Origin of the sequence: Insulibacter thermoxylanivorax, assembly GCF_015472005.1 — a bacterium.
Taxonomy (GTDB): domain Bacteria; phylum Bacillota; class Bacilli; order Paenibacillales; family DA-C8; genus Insulibacter; species Insulibacter thermoxylanivorax.
In genome coordinates, this window is record NZ_BMAQ01000009.1 from 59953 (window position 1) to 86119 (window position 26167).

The following is a 26167-nucleotide window of genomic DNA, read 5'->3' on the forward strand; positions in this document are numbered from 1 at the left end:
CTCAGTATTATCCCAGCATGATCTCAATATCAACGCCCTGTCGGCGCATCAATAATAACGCATCGCTTTCCAAACTTCCTTCAGTGCCGGCCGCTTGCCGTACATGAGGACTCCGGCGCGATAGATCTTCGCTGCCAGCCAGCCCGTCACGACGATAAAGCCGATATTGACAGCCACAGCCAGCACGATCTCCCAGATCGCCGGATCGCTGAGCCCGATCCTCAGGAACATCAACACCGGCGTAAACAAAGGCACGAAGGATAGGATCTCCACATACAGCGCACCGGCATTCGATACGGAGAAGATCGCCACGTAGAATGTAAGCAGGGAGAGAACCATAATCGGGCTGATCACCTGGTTCACATCCTCCGTACGGCTGACGATCGACCCCGCGGCAGCGAACAGGACGGCATAGGCGAAGTAACCGATCAGATAGAAGAGGATGAAGTAAAGCAGCATCGAGATCGACAAGGCGCTCAGATCCAGATTAAAATTGGCGAAAGCCTCGCGGTTATACGGCAGCATCAAGTTGATGATCGCCACCGCTGCATAGATGAGGATCTGCACGAATCCGATCAGGAACACACCGATGACTTTCCCGAACATCTGCACCATCGGTTTGACGCTGGTGATCAGGATCTCCATCACCCGCGAGCTTTTCTCCGAGCTGACCTCGGTTGCGACCATGGCCCCGCCGCCGAAGATCGAGCCGAAGAGCATCGACAGCATGACGAAGACGAAGACGATCGTCATCGCGATCTCCTGTTCCGATTTGCCGGCGTCATTCTCCATGATGTGGATGCTTTCGACGATGAAGGTTCTGTTCAGCTCCGCCAGCTCCTCACCGGATAACTGGAACTGGGCAGCCACCATGCTCGTTCTAAGGAACTGCAGGGCCGTCTGCAGCTTGTTCTGTACGCTGGAACCGGCGTCCTTCGATTTGAACTGAGCTTCTGCTGCGATGGTCTGCTCATCCCCGGGAATGATGAGATACCCGTCGATCTCACCGGAGAACAGCATCTCCTTCGCCAAGGCCTCGTTCGCTTCGAAGCTTCCCTGATCGTCAAGCAGGATGATCTCGATCTCCGCTTCCTCTTGTTCGGTGTAGAACGCATGCAGCGCAGCAGGCAATTGCGATGAAGATGGCAACACGGCGATCTTATCCGTACCGCCGAAGTTGAACGCCTGGATGATCAGCGGCAGATGAATCCCGATGGTGATCAAGAGGCAGAAGAATACCGTACCGATGATAAATCCCCTTGTCCGCGCTTGACTCCAGAAGGTAAATCGGATCACTGAGCCAAGCTTACTCATCAATCTCACCTACTGTTCTGATGAAGATATCGTTGAGCGTCGGCTCCATCACCTGGAAGCGGTAAACCGTGCTTTGGGCGGAGGCGGTGTTTAAGATCTCTTGCGCAGCTCTCATATGGTCGATCCGGATCTCATAGCCCGTTGCTGTCTCGCGTACTTCCCGTACGCCGGGTATGCGCTCCAGACCGCTCACCTTGCCTTCTGTCTCCAGCACGACCCGCTCCTTCGGGAACTGCCGTTTGATCTCCTTGAGATTGCCCTGCAGCTTCGTATTCGAACGATGCAGGATGATGATATTCTCACAGAGTTCTTCCACATGCTCCATGCGATGGCTGGAGAATAGAATCGATGTGCCCTGTTTGCGAAGTTCCTGCACCGTCGTTTTGAGGAGCTCTACGTTAACCGGGTCGAGCCCGCTGAAGGCCTCGTCGAGGATGAGAATCTCGGGCTGGTGGATGACTGCCGCGATGAATTGAATCTTCTGTTGGTTCCCCTTGGACAGCTCTTCCACCCGTTTGTTGTAATACTCCGATACATTGAACTTCTCGAGCCATTCCTTTAAGCGCTTGTCAGCTTCCTGCCGCTTCATCCCGCGCAGTTCCGCCAAGTATACGATCTGCTCGCTGACCTTCACCTTCGGATACAAGCCGCGTTCCTCGGGCAGATACCCCATGATGCGGCGGAGTTCTTCGCGGTAGCCTTTGCCCTTCCACAGGATGCGGCCCGAATCGGGATAGATCAGCCCGAGCACCATCCGCATCGTCGTCGTCTTCCCGGCGCCGTTGGCTCCCAGCAGGCCGAAGATCTCGCCTTCACCGACCTTGAAGTCGATGCTGTTCACGGCGACTTTATCGCCGTATTGCTTCGTTACTTTCTCCACTTGCAATGGCATCATCTCTTATACACTCCTTTATGAACTCATATGGACTCATTATTCTTTCCTCTATGAAGGAATGATCCTTCGGGCATGGTTGATGTCACCATATCCTTCACGATATCGATCCACGATGCAGCGCATAATCTCATCGAGATGGAGCGGCTGTGCTTGATAGATCCGCATCCCTAATCGCTCCAGCTCCGCCGCTGCCCGCGGATAGTCATCGGTGATCCAACGATTCGGGATATTCCGATCCACTCGGAAGATTCCCGGGATGTCTCGAATCTGGACGGAAGAGGTTTGGGTGTCAACCCCTTCTACCCAGATCTCCTTCCAATCCTCAAACAGCTGATCCTTCTCATACATCCCGAGCACTTGACCGTCATACATGAACACCACATAGTCGGCTAACCTGCGTACTTCCTCCGTAATATGCGTAGCAAGGACGACGGTATGCGCGCTGTCCTCATCCATGAAGCGGTGAATCTCCTCGATCATGTCACTCCATGCGATGGGATCGAGACCCGATGAAGGTTCATCGAGCAGCAGCAGCTCCGGTGAATGGGAGAGCGCTTGGACGAAAGCAAAGGCCTGCACCATCCCCTTGGACATCTTCTTGATCTTCTTGTATTCTTCCACCTTAAAGCGATCCATCAACCATTTGTATCTTCGTTGGTCCCAACCCGCATAGAAAGGGCTGAACAATTTCGTCCATTCCCTTGGGGTGATCGAATCATCGATCACATCGAGGGTTTCCGACATATAGCCGATCTTCTCTCTCAGCTTTATTTCGTCCATCGGATATCTCATCTGAAGCACTTCCACGAACCCGGCGTCGGCTTTCATCAGGTTCGTCAAGATCTTAAACAATGTGCTCTTCCCCGAACCATTCGGCCCGATGATCGCTGTGATGTACCCCGATGGAATCTGCAGATCGATGGGACCAAGGGTGAACTGATCCGCCTTCTTCATGACCCCATCCAGAACAACTGCCGGTTGCTCTTCAACCATGGTTAGTCCTCCCCCTTTCGTTGCTGCAGGCAATCCTCGAACATCTCACGAATCTCATCATCATCATACTGATGCCGGCGAGCGGTATCGACAGCCTCGCGAATCGCTGACAGGACAACCTCCCGCCGATGCTTCTCCATATGTCCTTCTCCTATGTTCGCCACGAAAGTTCCCGTGCCTTGACGCGTCCATAACAGGCCTTCCGCTTCCAAGTCTTGATAGACGCGACGTATCGTAATCACGCTGCATGACAGATCCTGTGCCAGTTCTCTGATCGAGGGAAGAAGCATGCCCGGCTCCAATTGACCGCCCATGATCAGATCGCGCAGCTGGGTCTTGATCTGATGGTACAAGGGTTCGGGATGCTCCAGCGATATCTGGATCGGGATCCGCATCGTGCATCACCGTCCTTCAGTTGTAGTAATCTCGTCGATCCAGACGCCGCACGACCATATGGAAGCATCCATAGATCATCAAACCCGCCAATACCAGAGGCCATACATACATCACCGGGTGTATGCCTTCTCGTGCTTGCTGGAGCAGCCAGTAGATGAGGAATGCATCATTAACCCAACATACGATTAATAGAAGACATAGCAAACCGATCGCCACAGTGCTCAAGAGAAAATATACTTTGCTCGTATATCCAATCTCCAAGTAAGCATATAAATAGCCCATGCTCACTCCGATCAGGATCACAAAATACAGCAGCGTCATGATCTCTGGAAAGCCGATCTCGACCTCTCTGTACCGCAAGACTCCGTAAGCAGGCAAGATTAATCCGGCCCCATTCACGATCGTGAGCACGATGACGGGAATCAATCGCGCTGCAGCAATGTCCCGGGAGCGAACGGGCAGCCGCTTCATCATCCTGACTTTCTGCGTATGGGGATCATGGCGGAAGGGATTCTTAAAATTGTTTCTAGTAAGCCCAAGCCCCAGAATCTGCGCGAACATCAAGATCACAAAATCGAGAAATCCCATCGCGAATTTGTCGCCTTCGTAGGCTTCCGTGATCATCAGCGCGATATACAAGCTGTACAAGATAAAAAACAACGCTGAGAACACATAATCCAACCAGAAGAATCGAAACTCAATCGCTGCCAATCTGCGAGCCTTCGACAACGGTGATGACCATCCTTTCCTGTGGATTCTTATGTTGTACCGACGCCCGGTAACGTTATGGTCTGTATACTGTGTATATCTATATACACAGTATACAGATTGTGATGAATTTGACAATACCTTTTTTGTAAAAAAATAAAAGTTGGACAGAAACCCTTCGAGAGTTTTCCGTCCAACTTTTATCTTCAGGGATTTTGCGTGATGATCGGAGCTGCAGCGGCGATCAGTCCATCAGGATCTCATCGATGCGCTTCAGCTCTTCTTCCGAGAACTCCAGGTTGTCGAGGGCTTTCACATTGTCCTCGATCTGGCTGACGCGGCTTACACCGACGAGAGCCGAAGTCACCCTGCCCCCGCGCAGCACCCAAGCAAGCGCCATCTGCGCCAGGCTCTGCCCCCTTTCCTTCGCGATCTCATTCAGGCGGCGAATCTTGCTGAGCTTCTCTTCCGTGATATCCGAAGGATGGAGGAACGGCGAGCTGTCCTTGCTTGCTCTCGAGTCCTCCGGAATGCCCTGCAGATATTTGTTCGTCAGCAGCCCTTGGGCCAGCGGACTGAAGGCGATGCTGCCCACGCCGTGCTCCTCCAGCACATCCTGCAATCCATCTTCGATCCAGCGATCGAACATGTTATAGCGCGGTTGATGGATGAGCAGCGGTGTGCCCAATTCCTTCAGGATCTTGATCGCTTCCGCTGTCTGCTCCGCATCGTAGCTCGAGATTCCAACATACAGCGCTTTGCCCTGCTTGACGATGCTGTCCAAGGCCCCCATCGTCTCTTCCAGCGGCGTGTTCGGGTCGAAGCGGTGTGAATAGAAGATATCGACATACTCCAGTCCCATGCGCTTCAGGCTCTGGTCGAGGCTGGCGATCAGATACTTCCGCGATCCCCATTCGCCGTAAGGACCCGGCCACATATAATAACCGGCCTTCGTCGAGATGATCATCTCATCGCGGTAAGCAGCGAAATCCTGCTTCAAGATCCGCCCGAAATTCTCCTCTGCCGATCCCGGCGGCGGACCGTAGTTGTTCGCCAAGTCGAAGTGCGTAATCCCCAGATCAAAGGAACGGCGCAGGATCGCCCGCATATTCTCCAGGCTGTCTACTCCGCCGAAGTTATGCCATAACCCCAAGGAAATCGCCGGCAGCTTCAAGCCGGAACGCCCGCAGCGATTATAGACCATACGATCATATCGCTTGCTGTCTGCTATGTAGGTCGCCATGTTGCATCCTCCTTATAGGATCATTTAGTCATCTCACCGTCAAGACGGGTGCCACGTTGTCTGACGGTATCTTTATCTTAGCAGGATCGTAAAGGGTTACACAACATGCGTCCCGATCGGATTAATGCAAGATCGCATCGAAGATCGTGCCGACATCGCCCGGGAAGAGCACATATAAGAGTATATAGACAGCCAATCCGGTGAACGCCGTAATCAACCACATCACCGATGTGATCCGGCCGATCTTGCGATGCCGCTCGAATCGCTCCCGAAAAGCAAGCACCAAGGTGACGATCCCGAAGACCGCCGACGTAGTCGATAGGATGATATGCGTCCATAAGAAGATCAGATAAGGCACCAGCAGATAATCAGGGCCGCCGAATTTGACATTGCCGATAACAACGGTTCTGAGCGAATAGAGGATGAAGAACGCCAGCGCCAGTCCTGCTGCTGTGAGCATCACGCGTTTATGCTGCTCACGCTTGTTCTTCAAGATCAAACGCCAGCCGATGGCGACCAAGATCGCACTGGAAGAAACCAAGGAAGTCGTGAATAAAGGCAGTAACGTTTGCATAGCATTCCCTCTTTGTCCTTGTAATAAATCAGATCTGATTCATGCGCTTGCGCCACTCCATGATCACTTCTTCATCGCTGAGGTTCTGATCCCGCTGTTTCTCTCTGCGGAACCAATGGAAGAAGATCCAACCCAGGATCGAGATATAAAGCGCCTCCTGGATCAGCTTCATGGTGATGCCGCCGATCTGTTGGTGATCCACCTGCGAGAGGCTGGTGAAATACCACGGTCCTTCGAACATCTCCAAGAACCTCGCCGGATCGCCGGGGACGCAGTAGGTGAGCGCCTGCGCCCAGACTTCAGGATTCGTATAGGTCTCATACAGCGGTTCCGGTGAGAAGATGATCAGCGCACAAGCCGGGGTTAACAGGAACCCCGCCAAGAAGATATAAGCCATCTTTCGCACTTCGCTCATGCGGTTATATTCCGGAACAGGACATACGATCGGCCACCACATGAGCAGCGAGGTGATGAATAGAACCGCATAGAGGAGCTTATGGATCGTAAAATTCAGCATGACATAATCCAGCACCGCTGGGAAATGGTAAAAGGAAAACAAACCGTTAAACAGTCCGATCGACAGGATCGGATGGGCGAAGAAGCGAAACGGCCGCAATATGCGCAGTTTCAGAAACCGCCGCCACATCCATGCCGGAATTCCCAAGATGATCAGCGGCGGAACGATGATATAAGAGATCGTCATCGCGATCATATGGGCGCTGAACATGATATGAGCCAATACTTCAAGCGGACCCGTCTGAGCCAGATAGAACAGGAATAAGCCGCTCAAGAACATCAGCTTGCGCCGCCAATCCAGCGGCTCGCTGTCTTGGAACAGGTCGCGGTATGGTCCTGTGAGCAGGATGTAGGCCGCTGCAACGATCACATAGACGAGAAGTTTAAGCGGGTCCCATAACTCTTCGAATGTAAAGCTGTCCAATCCCAACATATCCCTGAGCCTCCTCCTTCAAGAATAGTTAGCCCTTTCTGCGAAGTCAATCCACAGGCGGGGTTCGTAACAGAAAGATTAAACAAAATTGAATAATCTATGAACAAGAACAGCGATTTCTCCCCAAAAAATATAAGAAACGGGGACAATGATCATTGTCCCCGTCAAATCACGTATCATTGATACCAAGTCCAGAACAGAACGGATACGACCGCATATACGACAACCAATCCGCCAAAGATCATTGCCAAGATCGCCCAGAAGTGCCCCCGATCCTTCAAGTGCATCCAGATCCCCAGCTGCACCAACACCTGGAGGATCGCCATCAAGACCAGCAGGCTGTAGACGAATTCTCGGCTGAGGCCTGGAATCATCACCGCTGCGAAGGCAAGGATGGTCAGTACGATCGAGATGACAAAGGTGATGAGATGGTTGCGCGACCCTTCCGGGGTTCGGCTGCGTCTTACGTAATCCCCAGCAGGAGATTGGCTTGCTTGCTGCATCGATCAGCCCACCTTCCCCATCAGATATACAACCGTGAAGATAAACACCCATACCACGTCGATGAAGTGCCAGTACAAGCTTGCCAGGTAGATCTTGGGCGCTGTCACGACCGTCAGGCCTTTCTTAAAGAGCTGCCCGATCAACAAGCTGATCCAGAGGATTCCGATCGCCACGTGAACCCCGTGACAGCCGACCAAGACATAGAAGCTGGTACTGAATGGACTTGCTTTGATATTGAAGTTATAGGCATCAACGTAGTGGTAGAACTCGTAGATCTCCAACCCAAGGAAACCCAGTGCTAACAAAACCGTAATCGTCAACCACAGCGCCGTGCCTTTGACATCATGACGATGCATCGCTTGGATCGCCATCACGCTGGTCATGCTGCTCGTAAGCAGGATTGCCGTCATGATGGCAACGATCGGCAAGGCGAAGATCTCGGTGCCGGACACACCGTAGTTCACTTCACTGCGAAGTGCGATGTGTGCGGCGAACAGCGTACCGAAGATGACAACTTCCGCTCCGAGGAACACCCAGAAGCCAAGAATCTTATTCCTGCCTTCCAGTGTCGCCCTCTCCAAACTTTCGATCCTGTTGTCCTCTGTTTGTACGTGACTCATGATGCCTTAACCTCCTTGCCCTCAATCTCTGCCGGATCAATATAGTATCCCGGATCATCGATGAGCGAACGAATGATCATGCAGACTGCCAGGATTCCGAAACCGCCTATAGATGCCCAAGTCGCATGATGCATGATTCCCAATCCCGCGATAAACAATCCGATGGACATAATCACCGGCAGGATCGAACCGTTCGGCATATGAATCGGACCCAAAGGTTCTGCAGGCGTCATCGCATCATTGCCGGCTCGCTTCTCCACCCACCAAGCATCCAAACCGCGTACAAGCGGTGTCTGCTTGAAGTTGTATACCGGCGGCGGCGACGGCATCGCCCATTCCATCGTGCGGCCGTCTTCCCATGTGTCAGCCTCTGCATCCTTCGGCTTCATCGCCGTGATGATGATATTGATCAGCAGGATGATCGTGGCAACACCCATCAAGAATGCACCGATGGTGCTGACGAAGTTCATCTCATTCCATCCCGTCTGCCCGTCCAGGAAAGTGTACACGCGGCGCGGCATACCGATGAGACCGAGCCAGTGCTGGATGAAGAAGGTCAGGTGGAAACCGATTAGGAACAGCCAGAACGTAATCTTGCCGAGGGTTTCGTTCAACTTGCGGCCGAACATCTTCGGGAACCAATAGAAGAACGCCGCGAAGATGCCGTGTACCGTACCGCCTACGATGACGTAGTGGAAATGCGCGACGACGAAATACGTATCGTGGTACTGATAGTCAGCAGCTGCCATCGCGAGCATCACGCCCGTCACTCCGCCCATCGTAAAGGAAGGAATGAATCCTACGGCGAACAAGCTCGCAGTCGTTAATTTGAGCGATCCTTTCCAGATGGTGAAGATCCAGTTGAAGATCTTGATTCCTGTCGGAACAGCGATCAACATCGTTGCTACAGCGAACAGGATATTCGCTACCGACCCCATACCGACGGTGAACATATGGTGCGCCCACACCATAAACCCTAAGAAACCGATCAATGCCGTTGCGAATACCATCGATGTATATCCGAACAAGCGCTTGCGGGAGAAGGTCGGGATAACCTCCGATAAGATTCCGAATGCCGGCAGGATCAGGATATACACTTCAGGGTGTCCGAAGATCCAGAAGATATGCTGCCACAAGATGACGTTGCCTCCGACAGCGGCATTGAAGAAGTGCCCGTCGAAGACGCGGTCGAAGGTCAGCATCAGGATGCCGACACCGAACGCCGAGAATGCGAACACGATCAGGATCGAAGTGATGAATGCCGTCCACGCAAACAGCGGCATCCGCATCATCGTCATACCGGGAGCACGCATGTTCACGATCGTCACGATAAAGTTAATTGCACCGACCAAGGTCCCGATCCCGGCGATCTGTAAACCGATCGAATAATAGTCCATACCAAAACCAGGCGAATATTCGGTCGAGAGCGGCGGGTAAGCCGTCCACCCCGAATCCGGCAGACCGCCTGTGAAGAAACCAAGGTTCAGCAGAAGCCCGCCGAAGAGGAAGGTCCAATACCCTAGAGCATTCAGAAACGGGAAGGCCACGTCTCTGGCTCCGAGCTGCAATGGGAGAATATAGTTGAAAAATCCAAATAGAATCGGCAATGCTGCCAAGAACAGCATCGTCGTTCCGTGCATCGTGACCAGTTCATTAAAGGTCTGAGCATCCAAAAAGTCGTTCATCGGATACATCAGCTGGATGCGGAACAAGATCGCTTCCAGACCGGCGAGCAGAAAGAATACGCCCCCCGTGACTAAGTACAGGATACCGATCTTCTTATGATCGACGGTTGTGATCCAGTCCATGATTCCCGAATAGCGTTTCTTACGTCCAAGTGCTTGTGCATGAGCCACCGATACATACCTCCTTCGTCACTGGATTAATGCAAGCTCTGCAAGTATTTGACGATCTCATCGATCTCTTCCCTTGTCAGAACATCTTTGAATCCCGGCATCAAGACGCCTGGTTTCACATCTTCCGGAGTTTCGATCCATTTCACCAGGTTCTCCGCATCATTTTCCAACCAGCCCGCAATGAACATGCGATCGGCAAAACCATTCAGGTTAGGGCCCATGGAAGGCATGCCCGGATCGATTGCATGGCAGCTCAAGCACTTGGCTTCGAAGAGTTCTGCCCCAAGTTCCGTCTCTACCGTCACTTCAGCCGGAGTTAACATTTTCTGCACCCAGGCATCATATTCCGGTTGCTCCAAGGCGATGACCTTGAAGTCCATCAAAGCATGACCTTGCCCGCAAAGCTCTGCGCATTTTCCTTTATATGTACCCGGATAGCTCGCCTCTAAAGCAAGATAGTTCACGTTCCTTCCGCCGACGTTGGTATCTTTCTTCCCGCCAAGCTCCGGCACCCAGAAGGAGTGCTGCACATCCGTCGAGGACAATTCGAAGACAACCTTCTTGCCGACAGGGATATAGACTTCCTGAGCGGTTACGATCCCCTCTTCCGGATAGGTGAACTCCCACCAGAACTGCTTAGCGACGACTTGGATCACCATATCGCCTTCCGTCGCTTTCGCTTCTTGCTCCAGGTTGAATGTCAGTGCAACGGTTGGAACCGCCATGATAAAGAGCAGCACGATCGGGATGATCGTCCATGTCGCCTCAAGCTTGTGGCTTCCTTCGATCTGCTCAGGGATCTCATCTCCCGGCTTCCTGCGGTAACGGATGATCACCCAGAAGAACAAGACGAAGACCACGACCAATACCAAAGTCATAACACCCAAAGACAGCAGGATCAAATCCAGCTGCTTCTCAGCAACAGGTCCTTTAGGATCCAATGCTCCTTCTACGCTGCATCCCGTCAGCAGCAGCATCATCATGGCCGTCAACGGGATTAGACGTTTCATCCAACGCTTCACCATTCATCAACCTCTTTTCCGCATTAATGACATAATTGCTCAGGATGGACGACGAACGATGCAGTTCGTCAAAACAGACAAATAACTGCCTTTGAAGGCAGTTTTCCCCTAATGCGTTGCAACCCCTATCATCATTGAACATGGCTAACAAGCTTAATCACCGGGTATCAATATGTACTTCGTACAGCCTTGGATTCCCAATCGATGAGCTTGCTACGAAACCGCAGCCCGACGAAAGCGGAACGAAATCTCCCTTAATTCCTCTTTCTCTCTTGAAAGGGCTCACTCGCCCATAATCACTAATAATATAACTTTGCCCCTTCTAATTTGTCAATGTTCGTACACATCTTTCACAAAATGTTCGCAAAGATAGTGACTGCTATCATTTTAACATCATTAACAATTGACTTAGATTGTCTTTATTGTATATTTTCCACCCATTTAGCCATTTGCATGCGGATGTCATTGATTTTTGTTTCATTAATCTTGTATTGCAGAGCATAGCGGGCAGTATAGAAATATGTTGACAACTCGCTTGTAAATGTTAATATGAAAATGAAACACTGGGGGAGCTGAGAAGCTGAGATTGGACGGCGCCGTCCTAAACCCTTTGAACCTGAACTGGGTAATACCAGCGAAGGGAAGTGGACATATGAGAATGATCTAGGCTTTGCAGATCTGCTTACAGATCTGATCAACCGCACGGATGTCGAGCAGATCCTGCAGCGCCTGGCTTTTCTATGTATTCCGCTCCCTGCTTGGGCAGCGGTTTTTTTGTGCCGCATGCCTTGGTTCACCTGGAACCGGCTCAGTGATTTCCGGTGTTGATCACAATTTCAAAGGAGTGGAATCCATTGAGTCAAACAGTACAAATATCTAGAAAATTGCGTCTTGCTGACATTCTTGTGACAATTGTCATTGCAATTGTTTTTGGAGTTGTCTATAAGTTGTGGTCTCCTGTCTACTATGCCGTTAAACCGTTTGGCTTGCAATTGGATCAGCTGGTATACGGCATGTATTTCATCGCTTCCACGGTTGCCTATCTCATCGTGCGCAAACCGGGTGTTGCCTTGCTGGCAGAAGTGGGAGCGGCCTCCGCTGAGTTCGTAACAGGTTCCGAATGGGGACTCACTGTACTCATGTCCGGCGTCCTGCAAGGCCTGTTCGCTGAACTGGTATTCGCCGCCTTCCGCTACCGCAAGTTTACGCTGGGCGTGACCTGCCTTGCAGCGATCGCCGCATCGATCGCTTCCTTCATCATGGACCTCTACTTCAGCTACATCGATGATCTTGCGCTGTGGAACCTGACGGTGTTGATCACGGCTCGAACGGTCGGATCGATCATCATCGCCGGCGGATTCGCTTATTACTTGGTCAAGGCACTCGAGCTTACAGGGGTCACTAATCTCGTCCGTCCTGTGTCTCAGTCGGACTATGATGCACTGGAGCGATAACGATGATCGCTGCACAGGTAACCAATCTTCGGTTAAAGTTCCCGGGACGGGATGAACTCCAGTTCCGGGATCTGTCTCTGACCATTCACCAAGGCGAGAAAGTCCTGCTCCTGGGTCCGAGCGGATGCGGCAAGTCAACACTGCTGCAAGTGCTGACAGGTCTCATCCCGGGCTCGCTGGAAGTCCCGGTAAAGGCGGATGAGATCACGATTCCCGAGCGCTGGGGCTTTGTCTTCCAAGATCCGGATACACAGTTCTGTATGCCCTATGTCGATGAAGAGATCGCCTTTGTCCTGGAGAACTTGCAAGTGCCGCACGAACAGATGCCCGATATGATCGATGCCTATCTGCAGCTCGTCGGGCTTCATCTGACGGACCGGCACACGCCGATCCAGTCACTCTCGCAGGGCATGAAGCAGCGCCTGGCGATTGCCAGCGTACTTGCCCTGCAGCCGGATGTGCTGCTGCTCGATGAACCAACCGCCCTGCTCGATCCGGAAGGCACCGAGCAGGTGTGGCGGACGATCAAGAACATCAGCCGCGGCAAAACACTGATCATCGTTGAGCATAAGATCGATCAGATCCTCGATCTCATCGACCGCATCGTGCTCTTCAACGACCGGGGACAGATCATCGCCGACGGTCCGCGGGATGAGATCTTCGAACAATATCGATCAGCCTTCCTCGAATACGGCATCTGGTATCCCGGCGTCTGGGAAGATTATATGGCCCAAGCGGACAGGGTCCATACCGCAGCAAGGCAGGCACAGACGACGAAGGATGGCCGGGAAGATGCCGAGCCGAAGATCGAGCTCCAAAGATTCCAAGCCTATCGCGGCAGAAGGTGTGTAACGGAAGTGAATGCGGCACAGCTCCATGCCGGCGAGTGGGTGACGATCGTCGGGCATAACGGAGCAGGCAAGAGCACGCTGCTCCTTGCGCTCATGCAGTTAGTTAAGACGAAGGGCTGTTACAAGCTCATGGGCCGCCCTGCCGATGAGATCCGCAATCTGGCCGATCATCTCGCCTTCGTGTTCCAGAATCCGGAATTCCAATTCGTCACCAACCGAACTTGGGATGAGATCGCTTATACTCTTCGGCAGAGCGGGGAAAGTGAAGAAGCAATCGCTCCCAAGGTGGAACAGCTGCTGGAACAGTTCGATCTCACCGCTCATCAGGAGCAGCATCCTTATCAGTTGTCCATGGGACAGAAGCGCAGGCTGAGTGTGGCCTCAGCGGTGGTGAAGGAGCAGCCGATCCTCTTGCTCGATGAACCAACCTTCGGCCAGGATGCCCGCAACACCTTCGCCATCCTGGACATATTGGAATCCTGGCGCCTTGCCGGCAGTACGATCCTCATGGTCACCCATGATCTTCAGATCGTCCGCCATTACGCCACTCAGGTATGGCATGTGCAGGACGGCCGGGCGGAGATCTACAGAGATCCAGCAGAATATCTACAACAGATCGCTGATGAAGGGGCGGATGATCCATCACAACATAGCAGTTCCCAAGGGGCGGTGACGAACGGATGAATTTTCCGCATCGCAAGACATGGCTGCATCGGATCAATCCGAGTCTGAAGTTGATCGTCTTCGTGCTCCTCTTCATCATCATCGTGATGATTCACAACATTAATATCATGATCAATCTGACGATCGCCAATCTTTTGATCCTATTCTTGTTCTCCGGCCATCCCCTGCGCCGGTTGCTGCTCTACTCCTCCCCCTTCCTGTTCATCTTCGTCTCTTCCGCAGCGGCGATGATGTTCTTCGGACAAGGGGAGACGACTTGGGTGAAGTGGGGATTGCTGCATATCACAGAGGAAAGTTTCTATCGCGGCCTGCATATCGGCTTTCGTGCACTGAACTTCGCAGCAGTTGGGCTCCTCTTCGCATTGACCACAAGTCCGGTGAAATTATTCTATTCCCTGATGCAGCAGCTCAAACTCCCGCCCAAGTTCTCATACAGCTTCATGGCCGGCATCCGTCTGATCCCGATCATGTTCGAGGAGTTCCAGACGCTGCGCCACGCAGCGAAGGTGCGGGGCGGTCTGGAAGGACGCGGCTTAAGGAGTCTCTATAAGAAGATTCGCTTCTACACGGTTCCCCTGCTCGCCCAGAGCATCCGCAGGGCCCAGCGAATCGCGGTAGCGATGGAAGCGAAGCGTTTTGGAATGGAATCCAAGAGAACCTACTATTATATAATCAGTTATTCATGGTACGATCTGTTGTATCTCATCCTGCTGGCTGCAGCCGTATCCTTCGCTTATTCCGCAGGACTCGGCATGCCCTACTTCGACATCACCGATGTACGGGCATAGATATAGAAGGTCTTATTCTCGATCCGCACAGGCCCTGAGCCCGCCGGATCAGAATAAGACCTTCTAAAGTATTCCAGAACTTTATTCCGAAGATGACTGCTGGCTGCTATTCAAGAAGCGGATAGACCCCGTGTTCATCATGAACTTCATTGCCAACCAGCGGGGGATTGAATACACACACCATTCTCATCTCCTTCGCAGCACGCAGCAGGTGTTTCTCATGACCATTCAGCGCATAGAGCGTGCCCGGTCGGATCGGGTAGACTTGCTGATGGTCCAGATCTTCGATCTCGCCTTCCCCCGATATGCAATACACTGCCTCCAGATGATGGGCATACCAGATATAGGTTTCCGTCCCTTCTTTAATGATCGTATCGTGCAAGGAGAATCCCATGCCATCCCGGCGAAGCAGCAATCTCCTGGCATTCCAAGTCTCAGTATCGATGTCATCCTGCGTGCCGATTACCTCATCTAGATGTTTCACGATCACATTAGTCCCCTCCTTACCTCAGCAACGGATTGCATGAGAATCTTAAGGCCTGCACGAAGTCCTGATTCATCGATGATGAGCGGCGGCATCACCTTCACAACCTCATCCTTAGGTCCGGAAGTTTCCATAATCAATCCTCTGCGGAAGGCCGCTGCACTTACTTCACCAGCTGCTCCCTCTCTATGGAAAGCGATGCCTTGCAGCATCCCTCTGCCGCGAACTTCCGGTTTCAATTCGGGACAAGCCTCGGCCAATTCGTTCAAGGATGCACGGATCAGTTCCGCCTTGCGCTCCAATTCCCGGCTGAACGCTTCGTCTTTCCAATAGTTCAGCGCCTCCGTGGCAGCCAGGAAACTGATGTTATTGCCGCGAAAGGTGCCGTTGTGTTCACCGGGCTGCCAAGTATCCAGTTCCGGCTTGAGCAGGGTCATCGCCATGGGCAATCCGAAGCCTCCCAGGGATTTGGACAAGCAGATGATATCCGGCTCCAACCCGGCATGCTCAAAGCTGAAGAAAGTTCCCGTACGTCCGCAGCCCGCTTGGATATCATCGACGATGAGCAAGATGTCCCGCTCACGGCAGATCTTCTCAATCTTCTGCAGCCACTCCGTGCTCGCAGCATGCAGTCCTCCCTCTCCCTGGACGGTTTCCAGGATCACCGCAGCAGGCAGATCTACCCCGCTGCCTTGATCATCCAAATAACGTTCCAACACCTCTGCTGTATCGATCCCCTCGCCCAAGAAATGTTCATAGGGCATAAATAAGGCGTCGGATAACGGCACCGCTGCCCCCTTTCGTTTAAACTTATTTCCAGTCAAGGCCAATGAACCTAAAGTCATGCCGTGGAAGGCGTTGGTAAAGCAGATGATCGTGCTGCGTCCCGTGGCTTTGCGCGCCGTCTTCAAAGCACTTTCTACTGCATTGGTGCCGGTGGGACCGGGAAACAGCAGTTTATAGTCATACCCGCGCGGTCTCAATATGATCTGATCAAATGCTTTCAGGAACGATTCTTTGGCCGCAGTCATCATATCCAAACTATGGGTGATTCCGTCATTTTGGATATATTGAATGATCTTGTTCTTCATTTCAGGGTTGTTATGTCCATAATTCAGCGCACCAGCACCGGCGAAGAAATCGATATATTCCTTGCCTTGGTGATCGTATAATTTATATCCATTAGCACGGGTAAATACCGCAGTAAAATGGCGGCAATAACTGCGCACTTCAGACTCTAACTCATCGAAGATTGCGGTGTTCGGCTGGTCCAACACCTTGGTATGTGTCATGGGAATTTGTCCTCCTCATTTAGTTTGACCTTGTATAGATCTGATTGGCACTTCCTATCCTTAACGGTCCTATCCGATATAATCTCTCATCCTCATGTTCCTCTGGGAAATCCTCCCGCTCATAACCCTTCAACTCTTGAACGCAAGCCCCCAGACGTTCGGCCAAGCGTCCAAACAGCCGCCTGGATGCCTGATTAGAAGGGGCAATCGTGGCCTCGATATAGCGCACTTCCCGGCATGCGCTGCGGGCTAACAGGGCGTCCAGCATCGCTGTCCCCACACCCAGGCCGCGGCAGTCTTCTCTAACTGCGATCTGCCATACGAACAGCGTGTCCCGTCTGTTCAGCAAGACCAAACCGGAGACGAAGCCGACTACCTCTCCCTTCTCGTCACGGGCTATTACACAGGTGTCCGAGTTGAAGTCACACAGCATGATATAACAGTAAGCAGAATTCAAGTCTAAACTGCCGGCCTGGCGAACGAAACGCCAGACCTCTGCACCGTCTTCTAACGACGGTTGATGGTAAGTAATCCGCATCGAACTTGCGTCTGCACGAACAGCCGTCCCCATCACATCCTCTCTTCATTCCCAGGGAGACCGGTCAATCCCACTTCCTTCCTTATGGTATCATTCCTCCCAGCTCAGCTCATCCTTTATATCCTTCGATATTTCATGCCCTGACTGCCGCTGCAAGGGTGAAGGAGGATTAACCCGGTCATCCATATTTATCCTGAAAGATCCTCGCTGCTCCTCCAAGATGCTCCGGAATCGATGTTTAAATGATCAAAACCATAGCTTAATCCAGCATCTGCTTGAGTAAAACCCTTTCAATTTTGACATTTTGATGACGGTTGTGATTTTTTTCACATATAATGTGACATATATCACACTTGCGCCAAAGGTCGTATGCTATACTTTGCTTAAATCAAGCTCCTAGCAAGGAGGAATACACGATGAGCTTACTAATAGATAACCAAGAGACTCGTGCCAACTTCTGCATTTCGCCTGAAAATATGAAGCGTCTTCAGGAGATCATGATTGATCAGAAAGTGACGAAGGATTCTCCATTGTTCTGGGAACACGATGCTGCAGACAAAGTGTATTATATAAAGAAGGGCAAGATCAAAGTTACGAAAAACTCCAACGACGGCAAAGTCTTCATCTTATACGTCTTTCGCGAAGGGGATTTCGTTGGACAGCTGGACCCCTATAGCGATTCGACCCAGCAGTTTAACGGGATCGCCATCGAAGACAGCGTCGTCGGCGTGATTCATAAGCAGGATCTAGAGACGCTGCTCTGGCAATACAGCGATCTCGCCATCGATTTTATGAAGTGGATGGGACTCGTATCGCGCATCACCCAGACGAAGTTCCGCGACTTGATCATGTACGGCAAGCAGGGTGCATTGTGCTCAACCCTCATCCGTCTCGCTAACTCCTACGGTGTAGAGACACCTGAAGGGATTCTGATCAAACAGAAGCTGACCAATACCGATCTGGCTGATTATATCGGCGCTGCTCGTGAAAGTGTCAGCAGAATGCTGAGCGCCCTGAAGAAGGAGAACGCCGTAGATATGAAAGACGGCTATCTGCTCCTGAAGGATATCGATTACCTGAAGGACATCTGCCATTGCGAAACCTGCCCGAAGGAAATCTGTCGGATCTAACGCTGCCCGAGACGACAAAGATCAATCAGGAAATACTGGTTGACCTGATAATACGAATGATTGTTGATTCAAGGTGCGACGAAGCAGGACTGGCGTGTGAGACGATAGATTTTGTTGATTCAGCTGTGTTGAGGCAGTAACGGCGCGTGAGACGATAGTTATTGTCGACTCAGCCGCGATGAGACCTGGAACTGTGCGCGAACCGACAGATTCTGTCGGCTCAGCTGCCTCCAAACAGCACGACATACTTGAGACGACAGTTCCTGTTGACTCCGCCGCGTCGATACCAGAACTGCTCGCGAATCGACAGTTCCTGTCGGCTCAGCGATTGGCTGATGCCATCCACTCCGCGAGACGACATATATTATCGTCTCAGCACTATCCAAAAATAAGTAAGGGCCCTTGACGGGCCCTTTTTTATGTGCTTGCAGCAGATTATGAACGCGAGCGGATCTCCTGCCTCATGAAGATATAATACGACACGCCGAAGCAGATCAAGGTTGCGGCGATCATCGCGGTGAGCTGCGGCCAGCACACGAGCAAGCTCTGTACGAAGCTGAGCGGAGTATCCGGGATCATGAAGAATTGCTGTTCGCTGGCCAGGATCGACGAACCCAAGGTGTTCACTGTCGGATAAAGCAGCGTCTTCGTCACCTCGCTGAACAGATACGCCGGTGACAGACGGAGCAGGAACATCATCGTGCTCTCATAACTCAAGATCGACTCCACGGTGAGCTCACCCGGGGCCAAAGCATTGCCCAAAAGCTCGATGATCATGTTATAGAAGACGCTGAAGAACAGCCATACAGCGATGCCGGACAAGGCCGCTGTCGCAGGCTGCTTGAACAGCACCGAGAACAGGATCGACAGATTGAGCCAGAACGCAACATACACCAGGCTCATCAGCAGATAGGAGATGATCCTGAGGAATTCCTCGAAGGTCAGCTCGATGCCTGTGACGAGAATGCCGATCCCCATGACCAAGAGGCCAAGGGCGAAGAAGGCTGCGCCGATCACCAGAAGTGCCGCTGCGAACTTCGCATTGATCACGTAGTCGCGCGGCACGGGCTGGGCCAGGATGCGGCTTAGCGTTCCTTTGTTGCGCTCGGAGTTAATCGCATCGAAGCCAAGCCCGATCCCGAGCAGCGGCCCCAGGAAGGTGATGAAGGACATAAACGAAGGCACGGTGCCGTTCGAGATCGTGAACAGCCGCAGGAAGAGAAACTCGACTCGCGTGTCCGTCGCTGCCGCTGCCTTGGTGATACCGCTCAAAGCCGTATACAGCGAGCCGAGGCAGGTCAGCATGATGATCCCGATCAGGATGAAGAACCGCCAGCTGTGCAGGTAATCGGCGATTTCCTTGCGCACGATCACCCAGAACGGACGAGTGTTCATGACGCTTCACTCCCTTCGAAGTAACGCAAGTAGATCTCGTCCAGACCGAAGGTTTTCTGCTTCAAGGACAGCAGCTGTACCTTGTGATTGACTACCAATTCTGCGATCTGCGGCGAGATATCCGCATGCGCGCGCATGATCCACTCATCGCTCCCAGCGTCGTGCTGCAGCGAGATCGCATGCTCCAGCCCGCGGATCTCTTCGATCAGCGTATCCGGAGACTGCGACAGACGGAAGCGAATCTCGACCTTCTCGTCGGGGAACAGCTGGTTCGCCAGAGATTCCACATCGCCTTGAGCGAGCAGCTTGCCGCGGACGAACAGTCCTACCCTGTCGCAAACCTCCTGCACCTGGTGCAGCTGGTGAGAAGACAAGAGCACGGTGATCTTCTCCTGTCTGCTCAAACGGCGGATGAGCTGCATCAATTCCTTGATCCCTTCCGGGTCAAGCCCCAGGGTCGGCTCATCGAGGATGATCACTTCAGGCCGTTTGATCAACACATCGGCAAGACCCAAGCGCTGCCTCATCCCGCGCGAGTAGGTGCCGACTTTTTTGAATTTGGCCTCCGTCAATCCCACTTGCTCCAGCAAGCGGTCGGCTTCCTTCCGTCCTTCCTCATCGGGTATGCCGTTGAGCCGCGCTGTGAACATCAGGTTCTCCACGGCATTCATATCATCATAGAAGCCGACATCGTCGGCCAGATAGCCAACCTTCTTCTTCACAAGGATCGGCTGCCGCGTCGGATCCACGCCGCATACGACCGCCGATCCTTCACTCGGCTCCGTCATCCCGAGCATCATGAGGATCGTCGTGGACTTCCCCGCACCGTTGGGTCCCAGCAGCCCGAATATCTCACCGCGCCGAATCGTCAAGCTGAGGCGGTCGACGGCCACCAGATCGCCGTAGCGTTTCGTTAGACCGTTCAGCGTGATGACGGGATCTTCCATCGTGCTGCCCATCGTTTATCTCCTCCCGTATTTGCGGATTAAGTAATAGATACCTCCGATAACAACGGCGATGATCAATACTCCGATCCAACCCCACAACATCGACGTCTCTACGGTGATGCGGAAAGTCGCGCTGTCCGAGACCTCCGATGTACGAGCGGTGATGCTGGCAACATAATCCCCGGCGATCGACGCTTTGTCCGCCTTGATCACGGCTTGCACGTTGACAGATTCACCCGCCGGCAGATGGTCGATCACAGCCGGTTCGAAGGTTACTTCCCAGTTCGTCGGACTAACGGAGCTCAGATTGATATCCGATAGGTCAGCTGTGCCCGTATTCTTGATCACCAGATCGATAGTCTTCTGTCCGCCCGCAGTAATATTCGTGCTGAGCACCCCGTTTGCTGTGGTGACCTGGAGATCATAAGTACCCGTAATCACAACTTCCAGCTCTTGCTCCACACTTGTCTCATTGTTCACGGCACGAATCGGAATCTTGTACGTACCCGCTTCGACCTCAGTCGGCGGCGTGACCTTCACAGCGATCGTCTCTGTATCGAACGGATCCACCTGGACAGAGGTGACGCTGTTGCCGCTTACCCGGAACTCCACTCTCCAGCCCGGATCCGTCGCTGCTTGCAGCGCATAGGTCTGCTCATCCGCCGATTGGTTCTCGAGCTTCGCCGTGAAGGTGAAGTCCGAATCCGAATGACCTTGTAAATTCGGCTGGTCCACGGTCAGATCCGTACTGTAGATCCCTTGCTCCGTCACGGTAACCGTCAGCGGAAGCTTGTTCACCCCGTCGACTTGCACATTGAAGTTATAGGTGCCCCGATCGACGAGATATGGAACTTCCACGCGCAGATTAAGCGTTTCCGAACTGTTCGGTTTAACGGAGATGCGATCGATGCTGTAAGAACCCGATTGCAAAGTATAAGTCCAATCCTGCGGCAGACCTGCTACGCTGATCGTATTGGTTTGCACGGATGAAGTATTGTTGATGACCTCTATGGAATAGGAGATTTTCTCCCCGGGCGTAACCGCTATACTGGCGAACTTCGTGTACAGATCTAATTCAGCCGCCGCGTATACCGGTGTTACCCCCAGAGTCAGCATGAACAGCAGCGTCGACAGCAATACTAAACTGCCTCTTTTTATCTTGTCTTTCATCTGTTCAACCCCTCCAGATTCATTTAGTAATTATTTCATCTAAGAGTATAAGGCGTGAAAATTAAACATAGTTAAATGCAACCTTAAAGGAACATTAAATTTGCTCTGCATACAGGATTCCGCGCAACTTCTGCCGAAGGAGTTGCGTTAGAGACTAATGGGGAAATTTACGAGGAAACTCGCGGCAACGATCAAAACACCCTGCCCTTGATCGGCCCATTCAACACTACAGCGAAGACATGAAGGAGATGAAACTTCCGATATGCGTAGGTGGATAACAACATGCTGTGCTGCCCTGCTGCTGCTAAGCGGATGCAGCGATGCCAATCAGGATCAATCGTCGGCGAATTCCGAACGGTCCCAAGGACAGCATAGGAATCAGGAGAATGCACAGGAAGCATGGACGATGCAGGTAAACAATCCGAATGCCGACAATGATTCGGGAGAAGGAGTAATCGAGGCAAGCGAACCGCGCGGACCTGAACTGGCCGCACATGTTCCGCTGCAACGGCTGGACGGCACCACGGCCGAAGCTCCAGCGCAGGTCATCGTCAATGAAGCGATCGGATATTATATATATATCTTGCCGGGTTATCGCAGCGAAGTGAACCCGGATACCGGCACCCTGACCCTCCAGACCGCCGACGGCAGCGGACAAGCGGTGATCGAAGCCTTGCCTGTGCAGGCTGATCTCCAGCAAGCAGCCGATGAACTGCAGAGCTTGTTGCAGCGAATCGACGAGAATATGCTGCAGATCACCGAATATAAGAAGTTCTCGTTCTGGGAGGATGCATACATATACAGAGCTTATCGAGCGGGCGAGCGGTTGACGGCGATCCTCAAGGAGATCCATGGGATTCCGCTGCGCATCTCGGTCAGCGAGCCGCCGGAAGTTTCGGCCTTGAACACCATCATGGCGATGATCAGCACGATCCATACCGAAGATTACGACAAACTGCTTGCGATCGACGAGCGTGCCGCTCAAGAGCGCATCCTGCAGGCCGTGCAGCTGCAGAAGACGATCATCGAACAGTTCAGCGATGATGAGAGCGAGGCCGAAGAGCGTAATGCCGGCAATACCGAATCCCTGCCGCCGGCAGACAGCGGGCCGGCCATCCTCACACTTTCTGAACTCATCACGCGGGACGATGAATTGACCGCTTATATGGAGACGGTCTATACCCCCGATGCTGCCCGCACAGCCGTGCAGCTCTTGGGGATCAGGAATACCGCTGAAGGTATCCAAGCAGCCGCACCGGCTCAGGAAGCCGTTTCCCTCATCTGGGAAGAAGCGGAGATCAACTTGATCAGCGGGTCCGATACGGACAAGCGCTACTTGGTCCGGGTACCCGTTGATGCGGAGGGGACTTCGCTGCTGCGGGAGATCGAATTCAGGAAACTGAACGCCGGCTGGCGCATCCATACGCCATTGGATCTGCATACCGTCCTGCCGCCAGCGGAGAGCACCGCAGCAGCACGCTGAGACCGGTCCATAATAAATATCAGAAGCATAATCAGAAGCACCAGAGGCACACTGGAGCCGGCGATCCTGACGATCGCCCGGTCCGTGTGCCCCTGATCATGTTTGGTCGTTTATGCCGGCGAAGTAGCGATTCAACTCAACGATCATCCCGCCCATCCGCTGGTTGCTCGGCTGTACGATGCGCGTGATCCCCCACTCCTCCATGGCTTCGGCGGTCACCCTGCCTACAGCCGCAGCGAGCGTTGGACCATTCAGCCGGGCACGCAGCTCTTCCAGCCGTCCGAACCGCTCAGCAGCCTGGAACAGGTGATGCACTTGCAGCGCACTCGTGCAAGCTACAGCGTCGTATCGGCCCGCCAAGATCTCCGCGATAAACGTCCGCAGCTCTTCCTCAGGCGGAGGCGTATTGATATAAGGCATAATCTCATCATATACCGCCCCCTCCTCCGTCAGCCAGCGCTGCAGCGCGGGGGACGGCTCCCCGTACAGCTGTACCGCAAACCGCTGCCCGCGGATCGGGATGCCGGCAAACTGACGGATCAAACCGCGGACACTGCCGTCATCATCGGTGACATCCGGCTCTATGCCAAGACCCTTCAAGAAATTCCTCGTCTTGTATCCCCTGGCCGCAATCTTCACCTGCCGCATAAACTCGATCAGCTGTTCTCCCAACCCAAGGCCTTCCGCCCGCTCGAGCAGGGTCTGTGAACCGATGCCCGTCGTTAGGACCAACCAATCCGCTCCTTCCGTAAGCAGCCGCTTAAGATCCGGCGCCACCTGCTGTTCATCCAGAAGCACCGTCCCTTGGGTTGGCCGTATATGGGCGATTCCACCCATATTGGCGATCAGCTGACTGATCTCCTCTCCTTTGCGCCCTCCGGTGACGGCGATATGCTTGTCCTGCAGCCCTTTCATACATTCAGCCCTCCTGCAACTGGATGAGAGCGGCACTCCTCGGTGCTCTTGTCGGGCCCATCAGATGTCCTTTGGCATCTGCCGCTCATCCGAGTCTTATATTATCTTCCAATATACCATCTCTAAGAGTATTTGGAACACAAGTTCATAACAATATGATGACAAAAGAAGAAACCGCCGGCGAAACCGGCGGTTTCTCTTTAGGCTGCAATGTCAACGTGCATTCGGGAAGATCCGGTCGATGATCTCGACGATTTCCTCAACGAATCCTTCCACAGGGCGGCCTTGACGAAGATCATCGATATACGAATCAACCCGCTCGATAAAATCGGGGTTCGTCGATACATAAACATGATCCACGGTATCATCCACCCTGCGCACCGCTTGTGCGATCTGGTGTTCCATCGTCCTTGTTAACTCGGCGCCATTCTCGAGAACGGCGGCAACATAAGCATTGTGTTCTGTTTTGAGCACATATGCACTTTGTACGAAAGCCAGCTGAACGATCTCATCCGCTGCTCTCTCTGCAACCTGATACTCGACATCCTGGTCTCCGGCATTCATCTGATTCCTTTGATTCATCGGGTTCATCGGATCGCCGCCGCGAGCGCCGCGGTTCCATGCATCCCCGCGGTTTTGCTGTTGCATCTCATACTGATTCTGCTGCTGTCCATTCCGATCCATTCCTTGATCATCGGCTCGGTTGTCGCCGCAGCCAGCAGCGAGCAGCCCCGCTATAAGACATGCGGTGATCGTGATGCTGATCTTCTTATACATCTCATCTTCACCCCGTCTGTGATGGAATTCATGCTTTATCTTTCCACAGATCCTCACAGATCATGCAGGGCGTTCAGCATCCTCCCCATGCTTTCACGCTAGGAACTCGATTTCTGAATCCCTTACTCCGTAATCAATACTCGATCGTAATCAGAGGCGTTCCTAAGGTGAGGCGATACCCATCTCCTGTAGTCAAATGATGAACAGCTGCCTGCAGATGAATCTCTTGACCCGCTGCCGTTATCCAGCGGTGCAAGCGGGGCACGGTATACGTCATGCTTGCGGAGCGCAGATCCTGATAGGCATGGATCGACTCGGTGCGGTGCGCACCTGCTCCCTCCAGACGATCCCAGAACTCATCGGCATGCAGGACCTCCTTCATATCAGCTTGTAAGTTCAGCCGCCAATCACTCTGTATCCCCAACGCCAGCAGTCTGGCATCGAGGTGCTGGAACCACTCGCTGTACCGCTCCATCTCTTCCAAAGACTCAGATTCCAATCTGACGACGACAAGCGCCTCGCCGCCGGACTGCTGCTGAACACTCACCGCCAGCCGCGTAAGGCTGCTAAGCGCAGCCATGCCCGTGTCCGACCGGCTTGAACCGCTGTTTAGGATCATCTGTACAACATCGGACGCTTCCTCTCCCTCAGTCAGTTTGATCATACCGATCTTCATCGCCGTCAGCGCCATATCTGAACCGCTCACTTCCTCCAGCAGATTCGCCATCCAAGTTAGATCCTGGATCACCCCTTCCGCTCCATGCCCGTCCTGCTCCTCCGCATTCGACGCATAGGCCGTTACAGAAACCGCTGCTGCGATGACCACGATGAAACCCAAGCATAGGATATTCATCATAGATAACCCCTGAACGATTCGCGTTTTGCGCATCCGCACCATGTCCAGACACCCCGCTCATAACTTACAGATTCTATGAATCTCGTAATCTTTCTTTATTTCCAGCATCCCCATTTTGAAGTTTTCTATACATGGAGATTTTCATAGATTGGCAGATGGATTTAATATACCAAGGTTAGAAAAAGAAAAGAGACAGATAGAAAAGACTCTCATATGAACAGTCCAGCTCAGCAGAACAGCAAAAAAGCTGCCCGCCGAATGACGAGCAGCTGATGAGCGAGAAGTACGACTTGGATATTCAATTTAGATCATCGATCTAAATCGCCAGG

At 52.7% G+C, this 26167-nt stretch carries 27 protein-coding genes and 1 riboswitch; of the genes, 5 read left to right on the top strand and 22 right to left on the bottom strand.

The window, feature by feature from the left end; translation table 11 throughout:
* Positions 1-48 precede the first annotated feature (48 nt).
* The 12 genes from PRECH8_RS06320 to coxB all read right to left on the bottom strand — a co-directional run bounded on the left by PRECH8_RS06320 (position 49) and on the right by coxB (position 11062).
* A complete protein-coding gene (locus tag PRECH8_RS06320; protein ID WP_207161777.1) occupies positions 49-1314 on the bottom strand; it encodes an ABC transporter permease in 1266 nt (421 codons plus the stop codon).
* Positions 1307-2209, bottom strand: coding sequence for an ABC transporter ATP-binding protein (locus PRECH8_RS06325; RefSeq protein WP_200966250.1), 903 nt, complete (start codon positions 2207-2209; stop codon positions 1307-1309). Before PRECH8_RS06325 ends, PRECH8_RS06320 begins: the two co-directional genes overlap by 8 nt.
* A gap of 48 nt (positions 2210-2257) precedes the next feature.
* Positions 2258-3202, bottom strand: coding sequence for an ABC transporter ATP-binding protein (locus tag PRECH8_RS06330; protein WP_200966251.1), 945 nt, complete (start codon positions 3200-3202; stop codon positions 2258-2260).
* Between the two features lie 2 nt (positions 3203-3204).
* Complete coding sequence (locus tag PRECH8_RS06335) at positions 3205-3597, bottom strand: GntR family transcriptional regulator (RefSeq protein ID WP_200966252.1); 393 nt, start codon at positions 3595-3597, stop codon at positions 3205-3207.
* Positions 3598-3613: 16 nt separating this feature from the next.
* A complete protein-coding gene (locus PRECH8_RS06340) occupies positions 3614-4327 on the bottom strand; it encodes a hypothetical protein (protein WP_200966253.1) in 714 nt (237 codons plus the stop codon).
* Between the two features lie 223 nt (positions 4328-4550).
* Entirely contained in the window at positions 4551-5549 is a 999-nt protein-coding gene (gene mgrA, locus PRECH8_RS06345) for an L-glyceraldehyde 3-phosphate reductase (RefSeq protein WP_200966254.1), read from the bottom strand.
* A 121-nt stretch (positions 5550-5670) separates the two neighbouring features.
* Positions 5671-6123, bottom strand: coding sequence for a DUF420 domain-containing protein (locus tag PRECH8_RS06350; protein WP_200966255.1), 453 nt, complete (start codon positions 6121-6123; stop codon positions 5671-5673).
* A gap of 28 nt (positions 6124-6151) precedes the next feature.
* Positions 6152-7072, bottom strand: a complete 921-nt coding sequence (gene ctaG / locus PRECH8_RS06355; RefSeq protein ID WP_200966256.1) for a cytochrome c oxidase assembly factor CtaG — start codon at positions 7070-7072, stop codon at positions 6152-6154.
* Between the two features lie 176 nt (positions 7073-7248).
* Positions 7249-7575 carry a cytochrome C oxidase subunit IV family protein gene (locus PRECH8_RS06360; protein WP_200966257.1) on the bottom strand — a complete coding sequence of 109 codons (327 nt, stop codon included), beginning with the start codon at positions 7573-7575 and terminating at the stop codon, positions 7249-7251.
* Between the two features lie 3 nt (positions 7576-7578).
* The gene (locus PRECH8_RS06365) at positions 7579-8196 is read right to left on the bottom strand and encodes a cytochrome (ubi)quinol oxidase subunit III (RefSeq protein ID WP_200966258.1); all 618 of its coding nucleotides are present in this window, start codon (positions 8194-8196) and stop codon (positions 7579-7581) included.
* Entirely contained in the window at positions 8193-10004 is a 1812-nt protein-coding gene (gene ctaD, locus PRECH8_RS06370) for a cytochrome c oxidase subunit I (RefSeq protein ID WP_200966315.1), read from the bottom strand. The genes PRECH8_RS06365 and ctaD overlap by 4 nt, the downstream gene beginning before the upstream one ends.
* Before the next feature lie 74 nt (positions 10005-10078).
* Positions 10079-11062, bottom strand: coding sequence for a cytochrome c oxidase subunit II (gene coxB, locus PRECH8_RS06375; RefSeq protein ID WP_242457462.1), 984 nt, complete (start codon positions 11060-11062; stop codon positions 10079-10081).
* Positions 11063-11629: 567 nt separating this feature from the next.
* Positions 11630-11734: riboswitch (TPP riboswitch) on the top strand.
* 212 nt (positions 11735-11946) lie between these two features.
* On the opposite strand from coxB, the gene PRECH8_RS06380 reads away from it, so the two are divergent.
* From PRECH8_RS06380 to PRECH8_RS06390, 3 genes are read left to right on the top strand one after another with little or no spacing between them, the layout of a single operon-like run.
* The gene (locus tag PRECH8_RS06380) at positions 11947-12528 is read left to right on the top strand and encodes an ECF transporter S component (RefSeq protein ID WP_200966316.1); all 582 of its coding nucleotides are present in this window, start codon (positions 11947-11949) and stop codon (positions 12526-12528) included.
* A gap of 2 nt (positions 12529-12530) precedes the next feature.
* On the top strand, positions 12531-14063 hold the full coding sequence (locus PRECH8_RS06385; RefSeq protein WP_200966260.1) for an ABC transporter ATP-binding protein: 1533 nt from the start codon (positions 12531-12533) through the stop codon (positions 14061-14063).
* Positions 14060-14851 carry an energy-coupling factor transporter transmembrane component T family protein gene (locus PRECH8_RS06390; protein ID WP_200966261.1) on the top strand — a complete coding sequence of 264 codons (792 nt, stop codon included), beginning with the start codon at positions 14060-14062 and terminating at the stop codon, positions 14849-14851. Before PRECH8_RS06385 ends, PRECH8_RS06390 begins: the two co-directional genes overlap by 4 nt.
* Positions 14852-14957: 106 nt before the next feature.
* Here PRECH8_RS06390 and PRECH8_RS06395 read toward each other — a convergent pair whose 3' ends face one another.
* Genes PRECH8_RS06395 through ectA form a run of 3 tightly spaced genes read right to left on the bottom strand, consistent with a single transcriptional unit; the run spans position 14958 to position 17198 of the window.
* Complete coding sequence (locus PRECH8_RS06395; protein WP_200966262.1) at positions 14958-15341, bottom strand: ectoine synthase; 384 nt, start codon at positions 15339-15341, stop codon at positions 14958-14960.
* Positions 15338-16627, bottom strand: a complete 1290-nt coding sequence (gene ectB, locus PRECH8_RS06400) for a diaminobutyrate--2-oxoglutarate transaminase (RefSeq protein WP_200966263.1) — start codon at positions 16625-16627, stop codon at positions 15338-15340. The genes PRECH8_RS06395 and ectB overlap by 4 nt, the downstream gene beginning before the upstream one ends.
* 19 nt (positions 16628-16646) lie before the next feature.
* Positions 16647-17198: a diaminobutyrate acetyltransferase gene (gene ectA / locus PRECH8_RS06405; protein WP_200966264.1), complete on the bottom strand. Its 552-nt coding sequence runs from the start codon at positions 17196-17198 to the stop codon at positions 16647-16649.
* A gap of 383 nt (positions 17199-17581) precedes the next feature.
* On the opposite strand from ectA, the gene PRECH8_RS06410 reads away from it, so the two are divergent.
* Entirely contained in the window at positions 17582-18295 is a 714-nt protein-coding gene (locus PRECH8_RS06410; protein ID WP_200966265.1) for a Crp/Fnr family transcriptional regulator, read from the top strand.
* Between the two features lie 220 nt (positions 18296-18515).
* On the opposite strand, the gene PRECH8_RS06415 is transcribed toward PRECH8_RS06410, so the two are convergent.
* From PRECH8_RS06415 to PRECH8_RS06430, 4 genes are all read right to left on the bottom strand, one after another.
* Positions 18516-18656 carry a hypothetical protein gene (locus tag PRECH8_RS06415; RefSeq protein ID WP_200966266.1) on the bottom strand — a complete coding sequence of 47 codons (141 nt, stop codon included), beginning with the start codon at positions 18654-18656 and terminating at the stop codon, positions 18516-18518.
* 74 nt (positions 18657-18730) lie between these two features.
* The gene (locus tag PRECH8_RS06420) at positions 18731-19690 is read right to left on the bottom strand and encodes an ABC transporter permease (protein ID WP_200966267.1); all 960 of its coding nucleotides are present in this window, start codon (positions 19688-19690) and stop codon (positions 18731-18733) included.
* The gene (locus tag PRECH8_RS06425) at positions 19687-20649 is read right to left on the bottom strand and encodes an ABC transporter ATP-binding protein (protein WP_371871183.1); all 963 of its coding nucleotides are present in this window, start codon (positions 20647-20649) and stop codon (positions 19687-19689) included. The genes PRECH8_RS06420 and PRECH8_RS06425 overlap by 4 nt, the downstream gene beginning before the upstream one ends.
* 3 nt (positions 20650-20652) lie before the next feature.
* Positions 20653-21807 carry a COG1470 family protein gene (locus PRECH8_RS06430; protein ID WP_200966268.1) on the bottom strand — a complete coding sequence of 385 codons (1155 nt, stop codon included), beginning with the start codon at positions 21805-21807 and terminating at the stop codon, positions 20653-20655.
* A gap of 262 nt (positions 21808-22069) precedes the next feature.
* Between PRECH8_RS06430 and PRECH8_RS06435 the strand changes: the two genes are divergently transcribed.
* Positions 22070-23290: a DL-endopeptidase inhibitor IseA family protein gene (locus PRECH8_RS06435; RefSeq protein WP_200966269.1), complete on the top strand. Its 1221-nt coding sequence runs from the start codon at positions 22070-22072 to the stop codon at positions 23288-23290.
* A 96-nt stretch (positions 23291-23386) separates the two neighbouring features.
* Here the strand turns inward: PRECH8_RS06435 and PRECH8_RS06440 are convergent, their stop codons facing one another.
* From PRECH8_RS06440 to PRECH8_RS06450, 3 genes are all read right to left on the bottom strand, one after another.
* Positions 23387-24205: a uroporphyrinogen-III synthase gene (locus PRECH8_RS06440; RefSeq protein WP_200966270.1), complete on the bottom strand. Its 819-nt coding sequence runs from the start codon at positions 24203-24205 to the stop codon at positions 23387-23389.
* A 213-nt stretch (positions 24206-24418) separates the two neighbouring features.
* Positions 24419-24982 carry a YhcN/YlaJ family sporulation lipoprotein gene (locus PRECH8_RS06445; protein ID WP_200966271.1) on the bottom strand — a complete coding sequence of 188 codons (564 nt, stop codon included), beginning with the start codon at positions 24980-24982 and terminating at the stop codon, positions 24419-24421.
* A gap of 133 nt (positions 24983-25115) precedes the next feature.
* Positions 25116-25835, bottom strand: a complete 720-nt coding sequence (locus PRECH8_RS06450) for a YwmB family TATA-box binding protein (protein WP_200966272.1) — start codon at positions 25833-25835, stop codon at positions 25116-25118.
* Positions 25836-26167: the final 332 nt, after the last annotated feature.